The following is a 17556-nucleotide window of genomic DNA, read 5'->3' as shown; positions in this document are numbered from 1 at the left end:
GCGGAATCGCGTGGTTATGCATCGTCCGCGAGTGGCGGACGCACGCGCTTCGTCGCGCCCCGGGGCCAAGGAGCGCATGGTCGATCGAAACCGGGTGATCGAACGGTATGAAGACCTTGCTTTCGCGACGCATTCCACATTTTTCACGGCGGTTCCCATGACCCTTGCTGCGGAAGTCCCCTGCGCCCACACCGGGCTGCATTCCCTGGCCGTCGTCGCGCGCCAGCGTGGTCTCGACGTTTCAGCGGAGCGGCTTCAGCACAGCAACGTCATCGGTAACGAGGAGCTGGACACCGCCCGCCTCCTGCGCGTCGCCAAGTCCATCGGCCTGAAGGCCGAAGCGACGACGCTGGACTGGGAGGATCTGGGCAAGCTCCAGGACGCCTTCCCCGCCATCCTGCGCCTGCGCAACGGCAACTCCATGGTGGTGGTCGGCTTCGGCAAGCAGGGCGACACCGACGTCGCCATCCTGCAGGATCCGTTGGCCGGGCAGGAGGTCGTCCTGCCGGTCGACCGCATCCGCCTGAGCCAGGCCTGGGCCGGCGAGATCGTTCTGCTGAAGCGCGAATATGCGCTCAAGGACAGCGAGCAGCCCTTCGGCCTGAAGTGGTTCCTGGTGGAGGTCCTGCAGCACCGCCGGCTGTTCCGCGACATCGCCATTGCCGCAATCCTGATGAGCCTGTTCGCGCTCGCCGTGCCGATCTTCTTCCAGTTGGTGATCGACCGCGTGCTGGTCCACCGCAGCGTCGGCACCCTGTGGGTCCTGATGGCCGGCATGGTCGGCGTCATCGCGTTCGAAACCGCCTTCTCCTACCTGCGCCAGTATCTGATGCTCTACGCGACGAAGAAGATCGACGCGAAGATCAACGTGCAGGTCTTCAACAAGCTCATCGGCCTGCCGATGCATTATTTCGAGCGGATGCCCTCCGGCGCGATCGTCAAGAACGTCCAGCAGGCCGAACGCATCCGCAACTTCCTCACCGGCCAGCTCTTCATGACGCTGATCGACATGGTCTCGCTGTTCATCTTTCTGCCGATCATGTTCATGTACAGCGTGCCGCTGACGGTGGTGGTGCTGGTCTTCGCCGCCCTGATGGCGCTGAACATCGGCATCATGATCCCGCTGATCAAAGGCCGCCTGAAGGATCTGTACGAGGCGGAAATCCGCCAGCAGTCCTTCCTGATCGAGAACATCCACGGCATGCGGACGGTGAAGTCGCTGGCGCTCGACGCCCGGCAGAAGCTGGAATGGGACCACCGCGTCGCCCGCGCTGCCGAACAGCGCTTCGACGTCGGCCGCATCATGGTCATCGGCCAGTCTGTCGCCGGGCCGCTCAACCAGCTGATGATGGCCAGCCTGCTCGGCTTCGGCACCTATCTCGCGCTCAACGGCGAACTGATGATGGGCGTGCTGATCGCTTTCTACATCCTGGCCGGCCGCGTCACCCAGCCGCTGATGCAGATGGCCCAGCTGGTGCAGCAGTTCCAGGAAGTGTCGCTGTCGGTCCAGATGCTGGGTTCGATCATGAACCACCCGCCGGAAGAGGGGCGCACCGGCCGCGGCCTGCGCACGCCGCTGCGTGGCACGGTGGAGTTCCAGGACGTGCGCTTCCGCTACGCCGCCTCGTCCCCGCCGGCGCTTGACGGCGTCAACTTCACCGCGGCGGAGGGGACGATCCTCGGCGTGATGGGCCGAAGCGGCTCGGGCAAGACCACCCTGACCCGCCTGCTGCAGGGGCTGCACCGGGCGCAGGAAGGTCTGATCCGCATCGACGGCCGCGACATCCGCGAATATGACCTCGACCATCTCCGCGCCTCGATCGGCGTGGTGCTGCAGGACAATTTCCTGTTCACCGGCACGATCCGCGAGAATGTCTCCGCCGCCAAGCCGGGGGCGACGACCGAGGAGATCCTGAAGGTCATCCAGCTTGCCGGTGCCGACGAGTTCGTCGAGCGCCTGCCCAAGGGGCTGGACACCATGCTGGAGGAAGGCTCCGCCAACCTGTCCGGCGGTCAGCGCCAGCGTCTGGCGATCGCGCGGGCCCTGCTGACCAATCCGAAGATCCTGATCATGGACGAGGCGACCAGCGCGCTCGACGCCGAGAGCGAGGCCATCGTCCAGGCCAACCTGATGAACATCGCCCGCGGGCGTACCGTCATCATCATCTCACACCGTCTGTCGTCGCTGGTGCCGTCGGACACCATCCTGGTGATGGACCGCGGCAAGGTGGTGGACAGCGGCAAGCATGACGAATTGATGGAGCGTTGCGCCATCTACCAGCATCTCTGGCACCAGCAGAACCGGCACATCTAGGAGCGCGTCCCCTTGACCGCACAGAAGCTCGCGAAAATTGAGACGGCACGCGTTCCTGCCAACGACATCGCACCGCAGCGGCCGGCCGAGCCGCTCGACAAGCGGGCCAAGGCGCGTGGGAAGGCGGCGGTCGGCGCTTTCCAGAAGGACACGGAGGCGATCCAGAACGCCCCCGATCCCTTCCTGGCGCGCATCACGCTGCATCTGCTGGCGCTGTTCGTGATCGGTCTAGTGACCTGGGCGTCGCTGTCCTACCTGGACAAGATCGTCGTCGCCCAGGGCAAGATCATCTCGGTCGAAACCAACGTCATGGTCCAGCCCCTAGAAATGGCGGTGATCAAGAGGGTGCTGGTGCGGCCGGGCGACGTGGTCCGCAAGGGCGACGTTCTGGCGACGCTGGATCCGACCTTCACCCAGGCCGACGTGCTGCAGCTGGAATCCCGCCTTGCCAATGCCGATGCGCTGATTGCCCGGCTGGAGGCCGAGCATGACGGAAAGTCCTTCATGCCGGGCGTGGACCGGTACGGCTTCGGCTCGCTGCAGCAGGCGCTGTGGCGCGAGCGCCAGGCCCAGTACCAGTCTCAGATGCAGAATTATGAGGAGAAGCTCGCGCGGCTGCAGGCCAACGTCACCAAGTACGAGATGGACCGCGTCCATCTGAACGAGCGGCTGAAGGTGGTGCGCGAGATCGAGAATATGCGCTCCTCCTTGCTGGCCACCCAGGTCGGCAGCAAGCTGAACCTGCTGCAGGCCACCAGCGACCGCATCGACATCGAACGCAACCTGGTCCTGAACCAGAACGAGCTGCAGGGCAACCGGCACGACCTGCAGGCCCTGCTGGCCGAGCGCGATGTCTTCATCCAGCAGTGGAACGGCAAAATCATCGAGGAACTGACCTCCCAGCGCAACGAGCGCGAAGCGATGCGCGAACAGCTGACCAAGGCGCGCAAGCGCCAGTCGCTGGTCCAGCTCGACGCACCGGTCGACGCCATCGTGCTCGAGGTCTCGCCGAAGGCCGCCGCCGGTTCCATCGCCAAGGAGGCGGAGCCGCTCTTCACCCTGGTGCCGGTCGGCTCCGCCCTGGAGGTGGAGGCCAGCATCGATGCCCGCGACCTCGCCTTCGTCCAGATCGGCGACAAGGTGCGCGTCAAGCTGGAGGCCTACCCCTACATGCAGCACGGCGCGCTCGACGGCGAGGTGACGACGATCAGCGAGGATTCCTTCTCCAGCAAGGATAACGCGAACGGCGCGCTCTTCTACCGGGCACGGATCAAGCTGCTGACCACCACGCTGGACAATGTGCCGTCCAACTTCCGCCTGATCCCGGGCATGCCGCTGTCGGCCGACATCAAGGTCGGTGAGCGCCGCATCATCACCTATTTCCTGCGACCCATCCTTCGTGGCGTCGACGAAAGCCTGCGGGAGCCCTGATCTTGTTCGGCAAGCTGCTGAAGCGAAGCAAATCCACCTCTTCCCGCAAGCCGGACTTTCAGCGCGGCCTCGCCTCGTTCGAGGCGGAGGACTATGCCGCTGCCGTCACGAACTGGATGCCGTTGGCCGAATGCGGCCATGCCGAGGCGCAATACCGCATGGGCCAGCTCTATGCCCGCGGCCAGGGTGTGGTGCGTGATTTCGGTGACGCCGCCCACTGGTTCCGCAAGGCGGCCGAGCAGGGGCACGTCGAGGCGCAGTTCTCGCTCGCCCTGTGCTATGCCAACGGCGAAGGCGCGCCGCAGGACAGCGCCCTGCCGGTGCGCTGGTACAAGACCGTCGCCAAGGCCAATCCGGCTGCGGCGGAAGCCAATCTGGCGCTGCTCTACCCCCATGGGCTGGGCATCGGGCCGGACATCGCCCAGGCTCTGCACTGGTACCGTCTGGCCGCCGAGGCCGGCCATGCCGAGGCGCAGCACCACATGGGCCTGCTCCATGCCTTCGGGCAGGGGGTTGCGCAGGACCACGCCGCCGCCGCCGGCTGGTACAGGATGTCGGCCGAGCAGGGCTATGCCGTGGCCCAGCATGCGCTCGCCTCCCTCTACGCCAACGGCCAGGGGGTGGAGCGCGACATGAGCCAAGCGATCGCCTGGTACGGGCAGGCTGCCGACCAGGGCTTCGTCAATTCCCAGCTGGCGCTCGCCATCATCTACGAGCACGGCACCGGGGTGGAGGCCGATCCCGCCCGTGCGGCTGAGTTCTACCGTCAGGCTGCCGAGCAGGGCCATCCTGTGGCCCAGGTCAATCTGGGTCTGCTCCATGCCCGCGGGCACGGGGTTCCGAAGGATTACCGCGAAACCCTGAAATGGTGCCGCCTGTCGGCGGAACAGGGCAACGTCAATGCCCAATTCAACCTGGGTCTGATCTTTTCCAACGGGCTGGCCGGTCCGCCCGACCATGCCGAGGCTGCGGTCTGGTACCGCAAGGCGGCGACGCAGGGCAATGTCGGCGCCCAGGTCAATCTGGGGCTGATGCTGGTCCATGGCTGGGGCGGCCGGCCGGAATTGGTCGAAGGGGTGGACTGGCTGCGCAAGGCCGCGGCCCAAGGGCACACCGGCGCCATGACCAATCTGGGTGCTCTCTACGCCAGCCGCGAGAGCAAGGCCTACAACCCGATCCAAGCCTATGTCTGGTACATCATGGCCGCCGCCGCCACGCAGCCGGGTTCCGAACGCGACGGGCTGGAGGCCAAGGCCCATGAGCTGGGCAACAGCCTGACCAGCGAGGACCGCCACAAGGCCCAGGTCATCATGGAAGACTGGAAGAAGAACCCCAAGCTGATGGTGACCGCCTGAGGAGCGCCTGCTGAGGACGGGACCGGGGAAAAGAGGGGGAGCGGATGGCTGGCACGGCTGGGGAATACGGCTTCGGTGCGGACGGCCGCTCCACCCTGGACGATGCGATCAACGGCCACCGCCTGTTTTTCGGACGCCATCCCGCCGGCGGCGAGGAGCTGCTGCAGGCCACCGGCCGCAGCCTTCCGGAATTCCTCAACGCCTTCCTGGTCACCGCGGAGTTCATGGCGGCGGTGGTCGACCGCCTCGCGTCCGGCGCCCTGCTGCCGCACGCATCCCTGGCCGCCGAGATGGACGAGGCCCTGCATGGCTGGGCGCTTCGCCGGCTTCCCCTGTCGCCGGCGAGCCGCGATGCCCTGGCGCCCAGCCGTTCCTGGCGCTTCTGGCTGCTGACGCTCCTGCGCGACGAGGCGCTGCTCGCCCTGCTGCCGCCGCGGGTGGTCGAATGGCTGGAGCAGAGCGGTATGCGTCGGCGCCTTGCCGCCGTCGAGCTGGCGCCGGTCCGCCGGCTGGCCGGCGAGGTCTCCTATGATGGGGGCGGGCGGATTTCCGGCTGGTGCGCCAATCTGTCCGACCCGGCCGAGACCGTGATGCTGGAGCTGTTCCTGGCCGACCGCTTCATCGGGGTGGTCCAGTGCCGCGACTTCCTGCCCGGCCTGTCGGAACGGACGGGCGGATCGAGCGAGCATGGCTTCGCCTTCCTGATCCCGCACCTGCATGACGACCTGACGGCACGCGGCGTCCTGCTCCATGTCCGCGACGTCCAGTCCAAGACGCCCTTCGGCAGCGCCATCTATATCCGGGAGACCCTGCCCGGCCGTCAGGACGATCTTGGCCGGATCCTCCATGCGCTACGCGGGATCAAGGCTGCTCTGCGCAGCATCGAGCAGACCCTGCCCGACGTGCTGGCCACCACGGAACCGCCGGTCGACACTTATCCCGCCCTGAAGCAGGCCGGCCTGCTGCGGAACTGGCGGGCGCCTGCGCTGCCCGCGGTTTCTCCGCAGGGGCTCGTGCATATCCTTCTCCTGCGGGGGGACGGCGATCCCGGCCCGTTGCGCCGCCTGATCCGATCGCTGGAGAGCCAGCGGCATGCCGCCTGGACGCTGACCGTCGTGCTGTCGCCGGCTGCCGCCCCGTCCAGCGAGGTCGCGGCCCTGATGCATCCGCTGGCCGCACGCGGGCAGGGGGGATGGCCGCCTACCCGGAATTGTCCGGGCTGCTGACGTCGGATCCGCGGCTGTCCGGCGCCGCCGCCCATCTGGTCATGGACGGCGCGGTCGAATTCGGGGAGGACGCGCTTCCGGTCCTCCTCGACGCCCTGTCGACGGCACCGATGGTCTACAGCGACCATGAACTGGTGGTTGAGGGGGCGGCGGCGATCCCGCCCCCGACCCGGACGATGCCGTGATCCCGGTGCTGAAGCCGGGGTTCGATCCGGTCATGCTGCTGTCCTGCGACTGCATCGGCCCGCTGGCCGCCCTGTCCGGCGATGTCCTGCTGCGTGCTCTGGCGCTGGAGGAGGGCATGCCGTCCGACTCCCACGACCTGATGCTGCGCCTCGTCGACGCGACTTCCGCGGATGCCCTTCCTGCCGACGGTGGCGTCCGGCACATCCAGTCGATGCTCTACACCATCCGGCGCCCTGCGGATTTCCGCAGCGCCGGCGCCCTGCCGCGTGCTCTGTCCGGATCGCCGGAGGCGGTCGGCCGTTGGGCGCGGCGCCATGCCCCGGTTCTGGAGGTCGGCATCCGCGCCGGCCGGGTGCCGGTGCCGATGCCCGCCGTCCCGGGGCTGGACCGGGCATTGGTCGACCCCTGCGACATCGAACTCGGCGTGGCCGCCCCGCCCTTCGTCAGCGTCATCGTGCCGACCCGCAACTCTCCCGTCCTGCTGCGCAACTGCCTCGATTCCCTTCTGCGCGTGCGGCAGACCTATCCGGGCCGGATGCAGATCCTGGTCATCGACCACGAGAACGAGGATCCCGACGCCATCGCCCTGATCGCGGCGATGAAGGCCGGTTGCGGGGTCGACGTGCTGCCCTATGCCGGCCCCTTCAACTGGTCGGCGATGAACAACGTTGCCGCCGCCCGGGCTGAGGGGGAGGTGCTGGTCTTCCTAAACGACGATACGGTCGCGGCCGACAGGGGCTGGCTGCGGCGGGCGGTGGCGACCCTGGCCTTGCCGAAGGTCGGCGTGGTCGGCGCGCGCCTGCTCTATCCCGACGGCGGCCTCCAGCATGGCGGCATCGTCACCAGCCGCGAGCGCGGCGCCACCCATGAAGCCATCGGTGCCCGAAGCGACGATGGCGGCTATCTCGGCCGCAATGCCCTCCTGCGGTCGGCCGCGGCGGTCACCGGCGCCTGTCTGGTAACGCGGCGAACCGTCTTCGAGACCGTCGGCGGGTTCGATCCCCGCTATCCGGCCGATTGGAGCGACATCACCTACTGTCTCGCGGTGCGGAAGTCAGGGGCACGCGTAATCTATGATCCGAAATCCTGTCTTTACCACTTTGAGTCAAAAACGCGTGGGCGTTTGTCCGACATTTCGGCAAAAAACGCATACAAAAATCATCTCCGGCGTGTAGTTGAAGAGTGGGGTGATTTTATGGATGACCCTTACTTCAATAAAGCATTCTCCAGACTGGCTAATCCATTCTCCAGATTGAGCCTGTAAGGTTATGCGCGCTTCCCGTGTGGGATGCGGAGTGACAATTTCCTGTTCGGTACGCCTGTTTTCGGGCGTGTGGCGCAGGTTATACTGACTGTTGATTTTAAGCACAGCGTGAATGGATTTCAAAAAGCCAATCAATCTTTCAATTCACTTTTCACATATCGATATATATCTGAAAATATTTAGAGAGCTAAGTGTTCTTTTTGGTGCGGCAAAGGGTGGCTGTTTTTAATATTGACAATATTAAGTTGCCTCATTCGATCAATAACTTCTGTATGTCTGGAAGGGGATTGCCAGATATCTCTTGACACTTTGAAATCTTGTCTATAAACGACCTATTGCATACATACTTAGTTTGATGCATATTCTTTAAAGGTTTTTGATGCATATTCTTTAAAGGTTAAGGTGTTTTGCGGATTTTGGTGAATTTGGGGTATCTGTAGTGAGATTTGTAAAAGAAACGACCGAGATGAACTGAGCGGATTCTTGTTTAAAAATTTTACATGCATTCTTGGAAAAAGCAGTTTTCTCAGTATCCGCTCTTTCGTTCCGAGATTGCCGGACAAATAGGGGAACCAATGTCGCACACCAGTGAATTTCTTGCGGAAACTGCCCGGATTTGCGAACTGATCGACAGCGCCGAGGTGGAGAAAATCTGCAGCCACCTGGTGGCTCTGCGCGAGCGGGGTGGTCGGCTCTTCGTCCTGGGCGTCGGCGGAAGCGCTGCCAATTGCAGCCATGCCGTGAATGATTTCCGCAAGCTGTGCGGCATCGAGACCTATGCCCCCACCGACAACGTCTCCGAACTGACCGCCCGCATCAACGACGACGGCTGGGACGGCGTCTTCGCCGCCTGGCTCAAGGCCAGCCGCGCCAACGAGAAGGACGCTATCCTCGTCTTTTCCGTCGGCGGCGGCGATGCCGAGAAGAAGGTCAGCGTCAACCTCGTGGTCGCCATCGATTACGCCAAGTCGCTGGGCATGACGGTCCTGGGCGTGGTCGGCCGGGCCGGTGGCCATACCAAGGCCGCCGGGGACGCCGTCGTGGTGATTCCCACGGTCGCCGCCTCGCGGGTGACCCCCCACGCCGAAGCCTTCCAGGCCGTGATCTGGCATTCGCTCGTCTCCCACCCCGCCCTGCAGATCCAGCAGACCAAGTGGTGACGGCGTGATGGTGGGGGCGGCAGCCGGCACATCCGGGCGGCGGGCGGTCTTCCTGGACCGCGACGGGGTGGTGAACCGGCCGGTGATCCGCGGTGGCAAATCCTATCCGCCGCAGACGCTGGCCGATTTCGAGATTCTGCCGGGTGTGGCCGACGCGGTCGCCCGGCTGCGCGCCGCCGGCTTCCTCGTCATCGTCGTCACCAACCAGCCGGACATCGCCACGGGCGTCCAGACCCCCGAGGTGGTGGAGGCGATGCATGATTTCCTCGCCGCCCGCGTGCCGCTCGACGGCATCCGCATGTGCCCCCACACCGATGCCGCCCGCTGCGCCTGCCGCAAGCCCAAGCCGGGCATGCTGATGGACGCCGCGGCGGAATTCGGCATCGATCTGGCCGCCAGCCACATGGTGGGCGACCGCTGGCGCGACGTCGCCGCCGGCCGGGCCGCCGGCTGCACCACCTTCTTCATCGACTACGGCTATGCGGAATCCGACCCGTCAGGGGTCCCGCACCATGTCGTCGCCGATCTGGCCGAAGCGGCCTCCCTCATCCTCGCCTCATCCCCTTCCGATGGACAGGTGTCTCCATGAACGTCACCCCGATCAACAGCCTGCGCGTGCAGCTTTTCGCCGACGGCGCCGATCTCAAGGGCATCGAGGCCCTGGCCGCGAACCCGCTGGTGAAGGGTTTCACGACCAACCCGACGCTGATGCGCCAGGCCGGGGTCACGGACTATGTCGCCTTCGCCAAGGACGTGCTGAAGATCGTCCCGGATCGCCCGGTGTCGTTCGAGGTGTTCGCCGACGACCTCGACACCATGGCCAAGCAGGCCCGGGTGATCGCCTCCTGGGGTCCCAACGTCTATGTGAAGATCCCGGTGACCACCACCAAGGGCGAGTTCGTCGGCCCCATCGTCTCGGAGCTGTCGAAGGAAGGCGTCCAGTTGAACGTGACCGCCATCCTGACGCTGGAGCAGGTGCAGGACATCGCCGACGTGCTGCATGTCGGCACCCCGGCGGTGGTATCGGTCTTCGCCGGCCGCATCGCCGACACCGGCCGCGACCCCATCGCGGTGATGAGCACCGCCCGCATGCTGCTGGAAGGCCGCCCGAAGGCGGAGCTGCTGTGGGCCAGCCCGCGCGAGCTGCTGAACATCTACCATGCCGAGGAAGCCGGCTGCCACATCATCACCGTCGGCCACGACCTGCTGAAGAAGCTGTCGCTGGTCGGCAAGGATCTGGCGGGCTACTCGCTGGAGACGGTGGCCATGTTCTACCGCGACGCCACCGCCGCCGGTTACGACATCCCGCTGCATGCGCCGGTCCTGGCGTAATCCGGGCCGGGCTTGAGGAAGAACGATCCATGATGCAGGAAGTCAATCTGCTGGGCCGGCTGCCGCGCACGCGCCGCAACGTCCAGGCCCGGCAGGCTGCCCAGACCGAAGAGAACATCGCGGTCGCCCGCGAATACGGGCAGGCCTATTTCGATGGCCCGCGCGAGGTCGGTTACGGCGGCTACCGCTATGACGGCCGCTGGGTCCCGATCGCCGAGGACATCGTCGCCCATTTCGGCCTGAAGCCCGGCGACCGGGTGCTGGACGTCGGCTGCGCCAAGGGCTTCCTGGTCAAGGATCTGATGAAGGTCTGCCCGGGGCTGGAGGTGTTCGGCATCGACGTCTCCGAATACGCCCTGAAGAACTGCGAGCCGGAGGTGGTCGGGCGCCTGCATCTGGGAAGCTGCGTCAGCCTGCCTTTTCCGGACAACAGCTTCCAGGCGGTGATCTCGCTCAACACCATCCACAACGTGGCGCAGCCCGACGCGGTGCGGGCTTTGCGCGAGATCGAGCGGCTGGCTCCCGGCGGGAAGTCCTTCGTCCAGGTCGACAGCTACCGCACGCCGGAACAGCGGGCGCTGTTCATGAACTGGGTGCTGACGGCGAAGTACCACGACTATCCCGACGGCTGGATCGCGACCTTCCGGGAAGCCGGCTACACCGGCGACTACGCCTGGACGATCGTCGAGGAATAGCCGTCGAAGAGTGGGTTTCGTAGAGTAAACGCGGACGTTCTACCGAGGAGATACCGGTGTCTGGCAAGACCTATGCAATTCTGGGCGGTGGCGGCTCCTTCGCGATCCACACCGCGTTCCATCTTCTGGAGAACGCGTCGCCGAAGAAGGTGATCGGCATCGGCCGCAACCTGCTGCGGCCCGAACCCTTCTCGCTGAACATCGACAAGCAGCCGGGCTACGAATACCACGCCTACCACGTCACCTACGAACTCGACCTGCTGCTGGAGCTTCTCGACCGCGAGAAGCCGGAAATCATCATCAACTACGCCGCCCAGGGCGAAGGGGCGGTGTCGTGGAAGAACTCCTGGCGCTTCTTCGAGACCAACTCCGTCGGCCTGTCCCGCCTGTCCGAGGAGCTGATGAAGCGCGACTGGCTGGAGCGCTTCGTCCATATCGGCACCTCCGAGCTGTACGGCTCGGTCGAGCATGCCGCCAAGGAGGACGATCCGATCCGGCCGTCCAGCCCCTATGCGGCCTCGAAGGCGGCCTTCGACCTCTACCTGATGTCGGTGACCCGCTTCCTGAAGTTCCCGATGAACATCATCCGGCCGTCCAACTGCTACTGCCCGGGCCAGCTCCTGCATCGCGTGATCCCGAAGGCGGTGGTCTGCGGCCTGAAGGGCGAGAAGCTGCCGCTGCACGGCGGCGGCCGCGCCGAGAAGTCCTACCTGCACGCCCGCGACCTCGCCCGCGCCATCCAACTGGTGGTGGAGAAGGCGCCGATCGGCACCGTCTACAATTGCGGCCCGCAGGAGCCGACCTCGATCCGCCGCGTGGTGGAGCTGACCGCCGAGGCGCTGGGCGTCCCGTTCGAACAGCTGTGCGAGGTCACCGGTGACCGTCTGGGGCAGGATTCGCGCTACTGGCTCGACAGCTCGGCCCTGCGCAACGACACCGGCTGGGAACCGCAGATCGACTGGGAGGCTGGGCTGGCCGACATGGTGGAGTGGGGCAAGCGCTACTACGACCAGGTCAAGGACCTGCCCACCGGCTATGTCATGCGCGCCTGAGCGGGACGACCGGCGATGACCACCGTTTCCGAACCCGTGCTGCTGCGCAACGGTTTTGACGCTGGGGCGGCGCGGCGCCGCTGCCTCGGCTTCCGGCGCCGCATCCTCGACCTGTCGCAGAAGGTCAGCGCGATGCACATCGCGCCCGCCTTCTCCTGCCTGGAGATGGTGGACGCCATCTACAACGGGCTGATGCGGCGCGACGCGTCTGGCGCCACGCCGGACACGCTGGTGCTGTCGAAGGGCCATGGCTGCGTCGCGCAGTATGTGCTGCTCGAAGCGCTGGGCGTGCTGGAGAGTGCCGAGCTGGAACGGCTGTGCACGCCGGAAAGCCGGCTGGGCGGCCATCCCGACTATGGCGTCCCGGGGATCGAGGCGTCGACCGGCTCGCTCGGCCACGGCCTGTCGATCGCGCTCGGCATGGCCTATGCCGACCGCATCAAGGGCGACGACCGCCAGGTCTTCTGCCTGATGGGCGACGGCGAGATCCAGGAAGGATCGGTGTGGGAGGCGCTGATGATGGCGCCGAACCTCGGCGTCTCCAATCTGGTCGCCTTCATCGACCTGAACGACTTCCAGGGCCTGGGGCGGACCAGCGAGATCCACCCCAACTTCTACCCGCTGGACGCCAAGCTGGCGGCCTTCGGCTGGGAGGTGGCGGAGGCCAGCGGCCATGACGCCGCCTCCATCGTCGCCAAGGTGCGCGACCGCAAGGGCGACCGGCCCTTCGTGCTGATCGGCCGCACGGTGAAGGGCAAGGGCGTCAGCTACATGGAGCATGTGCCGATCTGGCACTACCGCTCCCCCAACCCGCAGGAATACGCGCAGGCCATCGCCGAGCTGAAGGAGATTGCGGAATGAGGAACCATTTCGCCGACACCTTCTTCGAGCTGGGCCGCGACGACCCGCGCCTGTGCCTGATCTGCGCCGACATCTCGCCGGCCGGCAGCATCCAGAAGTTCCGCGACGCCTTCCCGACGCGCTTCGTCAACACCGGGGTGGCCGAGCAGGTGATGATCGGCATGGCCGCCGGCATGGCCCAGCGCGGCCTGCGGCCCTTCGCCTACACCATCGCCACCTTCGCGCTGTACCGGCCCTTCGAGATGGTGCGCGACGACCTCGCCTACCAGAACCTGCCGGTCACCGTGGTCGGCATCGGCGGCGGCGTCTCCTACTCGACGCTGGGCGCCACTCACCATGCCCAGGAGGATGTCGCCATCGCCGCCGCCATCCCCGGCATGTCGGTGCTTTCGCCCTGCGACCCGCTGGAGGTCGCGGCGGCGACCCGCCACTGCGCCGTGCAGACCGACGGCCCGATCTATCTGCGGCTGGGCAAGGCGGGCGAGCCGGTCTTCACCGCCGACGCGGCCGAACCCTTCGTGTTCGGCAAGCTGCGCTACCTGCGCCGCGGCACCGACGTCTGCGTGATGGCCCACGGCGCCATCATGAAGACCGCGGTGCAGGTCGCCGACGCCCTGGCCGCCCAGGGGCAGTCGGTCTCGCTGGTCTCTGCCCACACGCTGAAGCCGCTCGACCGCGAGGGCGTGGTCCAGGCGCTGCGCGGCCACCGCCGCGTGGTGGTGATCGAGGAGACCTCGCCGCAGAACGGGCTGGGTCCGATGGTCAAGCAGATCGCCTGGGACGTGAAGGCGCAGTGCGACTTCGACACCTTCGCCCTGCAGGACCGCTTCATCCATCTCTACGGCAGCCACGACGACATCCTGGCCGCCCATGGGCTGGCCGTGCCGGACATCCTGGACAGGCTGGCGGCTGGAACGGCAGCCGGGGGAGGGCGCTGACATGGCCTCGCAACCCGGCAGCATGGGCGAACCGCAGTACCAGGACGACATCGCGCAGATGCAGGCGATGGGGCTGCAACGCCTGGGCGTGCACGCCACCTGGGCCTATCATGACGATCCCAAGCGGCTGCTCTTCACCATGGCCCGCTACAAGTTCGTGGCGAAGATGATCGAAGGCGCCGGCCATGCGCTGGAGATCGGCTGCTCCGACGGCTTCTTCACCCGCGTGGTGCGCCAGTCGGTCGATGCGGTGACCGCGGTCGATTTCGACCCGTCCTTCATCGCTTCGGCGCGCGAGACCATGTCGGACCGCTGGCCGGTCGACTTCCGCCTGCACGACCTGCGCACCGGCCCGGTCGAAGGCCCGGCCGGCGGCTTCGACGCCGTCTATTCGCTGGACGTGCTGGAGCACATCAACGCCGGCGCGGAGGAGGAGCTGTTCCTCGCCAACGCCATCGCGCCGCTGGCCCCGGCCGGCACCTGCATCATCGGCATGCCGTCGCTGCAATCGCAGGCCTACGCCTCCGCCCACAGCAAGCTCGGCCATGTCAACTGCAAGGACCAGCGCGACTTCAAGCGGCTGATGCGGCGCTATTTCACCAACGTCTACATGTTTTCGATGAACGACGAGGTGGTGCACACCGGCTACCACGCCATGGCGCACTATCTGATCGCGCTGTGCTGCGGGAAGAAGGACCGGTGATGCCCATGGGCGGCCGGATCGACGCGGGGGCTTCCGCGACTGGGGACGAGGGCCGGGGAGGGCCGAACGCATCATGGGGCTGAGCATCACGATGGCGGAGATGATCGTCCGGGAGCACCGCTTCCGGCCGATCACCGGCGACGTCATCACCATCGGCCGTCAGACGGTCTTCTTCGATGCGGAAACCGCCCTGCGCATCCTGAAGGGCTGCGGGATGGACATCTCCGGCCTGTCGACCGACAGCTTCGAGCTTGAGGACCGCACCATCCAGACCGGCCAGGGCGTCGGACTCATCACCGCCGACTCCTTCTTCCGCGCCCTGGGCGTGCCGAAGATCCTGTCGCTCGACCACTCCGACTACGAAGGGGCGGAGATCGTCCACGACCTGACGAAGCCGCTGCCGGCCCATCTGGAGGGCGTGGCGGACGTGATCTTCGACGGCAGCACGCTCGACAATGTCTGGGACCCCGCCCTGGCGCTCAAGAACCTGTCGCGGATGCTGCGCCCCAACGGGCGCCTGTTCTCGATCAACATGGGATCCAACCATTACGGGCCCTATACCATCCTGACGGCGCCCTGGCTGTACGATTACTTCGTCGTCAACGAGTTCGCCGACGTCAGGGTGTACATGCAGGTCTCCGAAGGGACCGGTCCCTACAACATCTTCGCCGTCGATCCGAATCAGGTCGGCACCGAGCCGATGGAGCATGTGCGGAACCTGGCCACCCAATACCAGCAGGGACTCTATGTCCTTGCCGAGAAGGGGCCGTCGACGACCTGGGACCGGACGCCGATCCAGCAATTCTACCAGGGCCGCGACCAGCGGGACGCCTATCGGCGATGCCTGAAGCCCTTCAAGGAAAGCCGGCGTCCCGACGTGCTGTTCTCATCCGCCGCGCAGTTCACCGACTGTCCGGAGGGCTACCGCCTTGTCACATGGTGACTGAAGGACCGCCGCGCTTCCGCGCGGGAGCGGTCCCGCTGACGATTGGTCATTGCTTCCAACAACCCGGCTTCCAACAATCCGAGGACCTATGCGCAACGTTCTGATCACCGGTGGTTCCGGCTATGTCGGCTCGCTGCTGACGCCCCAGCTCCTCAACGCCGGCTACAACGTCACCGTCTACGACATCATGTATTTCGGTGACGACCACCTGCCGAAGGACCACCCGAACCTGACGGTGATCCAGGGCGATGTCCGCGACGTCGCCAAGTTCTCCGAGGCGGTGAAGGGCATCGACGTCGTCCTGCACCTCGCCTGCATCTCCAACGACGCCAGCTTCGAGCTGGACGAGAAGCTGAGCGAGACCATCAACTACGACGCCTTCGAGCCGCTGGTGGTCGCCGCCAAGCAGGCCGGGGTGAAGCGCTTCGTCTACGCCTCCTCCTCGTCGGTCTACGGCGTGTCCGACGCCCCGGACGTGACCGAGGACCATCCGCTGGTCCCGCTCACCCTCTACAACAAGTTTAAGGGGATGTGCGAGCCGCTGCTGTGGAAGCACCAGTCGCCGGACTTCGTCTGCGTGACCATCCGCCCGGCCACCATCTGCGGCTACGGCCCGCGCCAGCGTCTGGACCTCTCGGTCAACATCCTGACCAACCATGCCGTGACCAACGGCAAGATCCTGGTGTTCGGCGGCGACCAGCGGCGCCCGAACCTGCACATCCAGGACATGTGCGACCTGTACGAGCTGCTGCTGAAGGCCCCGGACGAGCAGATCGCCGGCCAGACCTTCAACGCCGGCTACCAGAACATGTCGATCATGGACATCGCCCAGACGGTCAAGCGCGTCGTGGAAGAGGTGTTCCCGGAGAAGGGCGAGATCACGCTGGAGGTCCAGCCCAGCAACGACCCGCGCTCCTACCACATCAACTCCGACAAGATCGCGCGCATCCTGGGCTTCAAGCCCAAGCACACGATCGAGGACGCGGTGCGCGACCTCTGCCAAGCGTTCCGTGACGGCAAGCTGCCCGACAGCATGACCGGCGTGAACTACTACAATGTCCGCAAGCTGAAGGCGCTCGAAGCCGCATGACCAGCCGTCCGATTGCCGTCGTCACCGGTGGGGCCGGCTTCATCGGCAGCCACATGGTCGACCTGTTGCTGGCGCGCGGCCATCGCGTGCGCGTCATCGACAACATGACCGGGGGCCGCCCGGCCAACCTGGCCCACCACGCCGGCAATCCGGACCTGGACGTGGTGGAGCGCGACATCCGCTCCTTCGAACCCGGCGACGCCGCGTTCGAAGGGGCGGCGCACGTCTTCCACTTCGCCGGTATCGGCGACATCGTGCCGTCCATCGAACGTCCGCTCGACTATATGTCGGTGAACGTCCAGGGCACCGTGCACATGCTGGAATGCGCGCGCCGCGCCGGGGTGTCCAAGTTCGTCTATGCCGCCTCCTCCTCCTGCTACGGGCTGGCGGCGGTGCCGACGTGCGAGGACCATCCCATCGCGCCGCAATACCCCTACGCGCTCAGCAAGTACCAGGGCGAGCAGGCGGCGTTCCACTGGCATCAGGTCTACGGCCTGCCGGTCAACGCGGTGCGCATCTTCAACGCCTACGGCATCCGCTCGCGCACCTCGGGCGCCTATGGCGCGGTGTTCGGGGTGTTCCTGAAGCAGAAGCTGGCGGGCAAGCCCTTCACCGTCGTCGGCGACGGCACGCAGACGCGCGACTTCATCTATGCCTCCGACCTCGCCACGGCCTTCCTGGCCGCCGCCCTGACGGAGGAGACGGGCGAGGTCTACAATGTCGGTGCCGGCAACCCGCAGCCGGTCAACCGGCTGGTCGAGCTGCTGGGCGGCGAGGTGATCCACATCCCCAAGCGCCCCGGCGAACCCGACTGCACCTGGGCCGACATCACCAAGATCCGCACCCGCCTGGGCTGGGAACCCCAGGTCTCCTTCGAGGAGGGCGTGTCGCGGATCCTCGCGAACATCGACTATTGGCGCGACGCGCCGCTGTGGGAACCGGCCTCCATCGCCGAGGCGACCAAGACCTGGTTCGCGGCTCTGGACCGGAAGGGTGAGTGAAG

General features: G+C 65.9%; 18 protein-coding genes. 17 read left to right on the top strand and 1 reads right to left on the bottom strand.

Annotated features, from left to right (window positions below; genetic code table 11):
- The first annotated feature begins 157 nt into the window (after nt 1-157).
- From AB8P05_RS32330 to AB8P05_RS32305, 6 genes are read left to right on the top strand one after another with little or no spacing between them, the layout of a single operon-like run.
- Nucleotides 158-2314 carry a peptidase domain-containing ABC transporter gene (locus AB8P05_RS32330; RefSeq protein WP_455176221.1) on the top strand — a complete coding sequence of 719 codons (2157 nt, stop codon included), beginning with the start codon at nt 158-160 and terminating at the stop codon, nt 2312-2314.
- Nucleotides 2315-2326: 12 nt separating this feature from the next.
- Complete coding sequence (locus AB8P05_RS32325) at nt 2327-3745, top strand: HlyD family type I secretion periplasmic adaptor subunit (RefSeq protein WP_455176222.1); 1419 nt, start codon at nt 2327-2329, stop codon at nt 3743-3745.
- A gap of 2 nt (nt 3746-3747) precedes the next feature.
- Nucleotides 3748-5100, top strand: coding sequence for an SEL1-like repeat protein (locus AB8P05_RS32320; protein WP_455176223.1), 1353 nt, complete (start codon nt 3748-3750; stop codon nt 5098-5100).
- Nucleotides 5101-5144: 44 nt separating this feature from the next.
- Nucleotides 5145-6326, top strand: a complete 1182-nt coding sequence (locus tag AB8P05_RS32315; RefSeq protein ID WP_472762030.1) for a hypothetical protein — start codon at nt 5145-5147, stop codon at nt 6324-6326.
- Complete coding sequence (locus tag AB8P05_RS32310; RefSeq protein WP_472762029.1) at nt 6293-6511, top strand: hypothetical protein; 219 nt, start codon at nt 6293-6295, stop codon at nt 6509-6511. The genes AB8P05_RS32315 and AB8P05_RS32310 overlap by 34 nt, the downstream gene beginning before the upstream one ends.
- The gene (locus AB8P05_RS32305; RefSeq protein WP_472762028.1) at nt 6508-7776 is read left to right on the top strand and encodes a glycosyltransferase family 2 protein; all 1269 of its coding nucleotides are present in this window, start codon (nt 6508-6510) and stop codon (nt 7774-7776) included. The genes AB8P05_RS32310 and AB8P05_RS32305 overlap by 4 nt, the downstream gene beginning before the upstream one ends.
- Before the next feature lie 347 nt (nt 7777-8123).
- On the opposite strand, the gene AB8P05_RS32300 is transcribed toward AB8P05_RS32305, so the two are convergent.
- Nucleotides 8124-8513 (bottom strand): hypothetical protein, encoded by a 390-nt coding sequence (locus AB8P05_RS32300; RefSeq protein WP_472762279.1) that lies wholly within the window; start codon nt 8511-8513, stop codon nt 8124-8126.
- Here AB8P05_RS32300 and AB8P05_RS32295 point away from each other — a divergent pair.
- The 11 genes from AB8P05_RS32295 (at nt 8400) to AB8P05_RS32245 (ending at nt 17554) form a co-directional block, all read left to right on the top strand.
- Nucleotides 8400-8936: an SIS domain-containing protein gene (locus AB8P05_RS32295; protein WP_472762277.1), complete on the top strand. Its 537-nt coding sequence runs from the start codon at nt 8400-8402 to the stop codon at nt 8934-8936. The two genes, AB8P05_RS32300 and AB8P05_RS32295, sit on opposite strands and share 114 nt — an antisense overlap.
- A gap of 7 nt (nt 8937-8943) precedes the next feature.
- Nucleotides 8944-9525: a D-glycero-alpha-D-manno-heptose-1,7-bisphosphate 7-phosphatase gene (locus tag AB8P05_RS32290; RefSeq protein ID WP_455176225.1), complete on the top strand. Its 582-nt coding sequence runs from the start codon at nt 8944-8946 to the stop codon at nt 9523-9525.
- Entirely contained in the window at nt 9522-10268 is a 747-nt protein-coding gene (locus tag AB8P05_RS32285) for a transaldolase (protein ID WP_455176226.1), read from the top strand. Before AB8P05_RS32290 ends, AB8P05_RS32285 begins: the two co-directional genes overlap by 4 nt.
- 32 nt (nt 10269-10300) lie before the next feature.
- Nucleotides 10301-10963, top strand: a complete 663-nt coding sequence (locus tag AB8P05_RS32280; RefSeq protein WP_455176284.1) for a class I SAM-dependent methyltransferase — start codon at nt 10301-10303, stop codon at nt 10961-10963.
- A 56-nt stretch (nt 10964-11019) separates the two neighbouring features.
- A complete protein-coding gene (locus tag AB8P05_RS32275; protein WP_455176227.1) occupies nt 11020-12015 on the top strand; it encodes a GDP-mannose 4,6-dehydratase in 996 nt (331 codons plus the stop codon).
- Between the two features lie 15 nt (nt 12016-12030).
- Entirely contained in the window at nt 12031-12876 is an 846-nt protein-coding gene (locus tag AB8P05_RS32270) for a transketolase (RefSeq protein WP_434625465.1), read from the top strand.
- A complete protein-coding gene (locus AB8P05_RS32265) occupies nt 12873-13814 on the top strand; it encodes a transketolase family protein (RefSeq protein ID WP_455176228.1) in 942 nt (313 codons plus the stop codon). The genes AB8P05_RS32270 and AB8P05_RS32265 overlap by 4 nt, the downstream gene beginning before the upstream one ends.
- A gap of 1 nt (nt 13815) precedes the next feature.
- Nucleotides 13816-14517, top strand: a complete 702-nt coding sequence (locus tag AB8P05_RS32260) for a class I SAM-dependent methyltransferase (RefSeq protein WP_455176229.1) — start codon at nt 13816-13818, stop codon at nt 14515-14517.
- 73 nt (nt 14518-14590) lie between these two features.
- Nucleotides 14591-15460, top strand: coding sequence for a hypothetical protein (locus tag AB8P05_RS32255; RefSeq protein ID WP_455176230.1), 870 nt, complete (start codon nt 14591-14593; stop codon nt 15458-15460).
- A 91-nt stretch (nt 15461-15551) separates the two neighbouring features.
- A complete protein-coding gene (locus AB8P05_RS32250) occupies nt 15552-16553 on the top strand; it encodes an NAD-dependent epimerase/dehydratase family protein (RefSeq protein ID WP_455176231.1) in 1002 nt (333 codons plus the stop codon).
- Nucleotides 16550-17554, top strand: a complete 1005-nt coding sequence (locus tag AB8P05_RS32245; protein WP_455176232.1) for an NAD-dependent epimerase/dehydratase family protein — start codon at nt 16550-16552, stop codon at nt 17552-17554. The genes AB8P05_RS32250 and AB8P05_RS32245 overlap by 4 nt, the downstream gene beginning before the upstream one ends.
- Nucleotides 17555-17556: the final 2 nt, after the last annotated feature.

The sequence above is a fragment of the Azospirillum sp. VT-I1 genome (assembly GCF_055698305.1).
The sequence above is the reverse complement of the archived record's forward strand: the minus strand, read 5'-3'. Positions and strand labels throughout refer to the sequence as shown.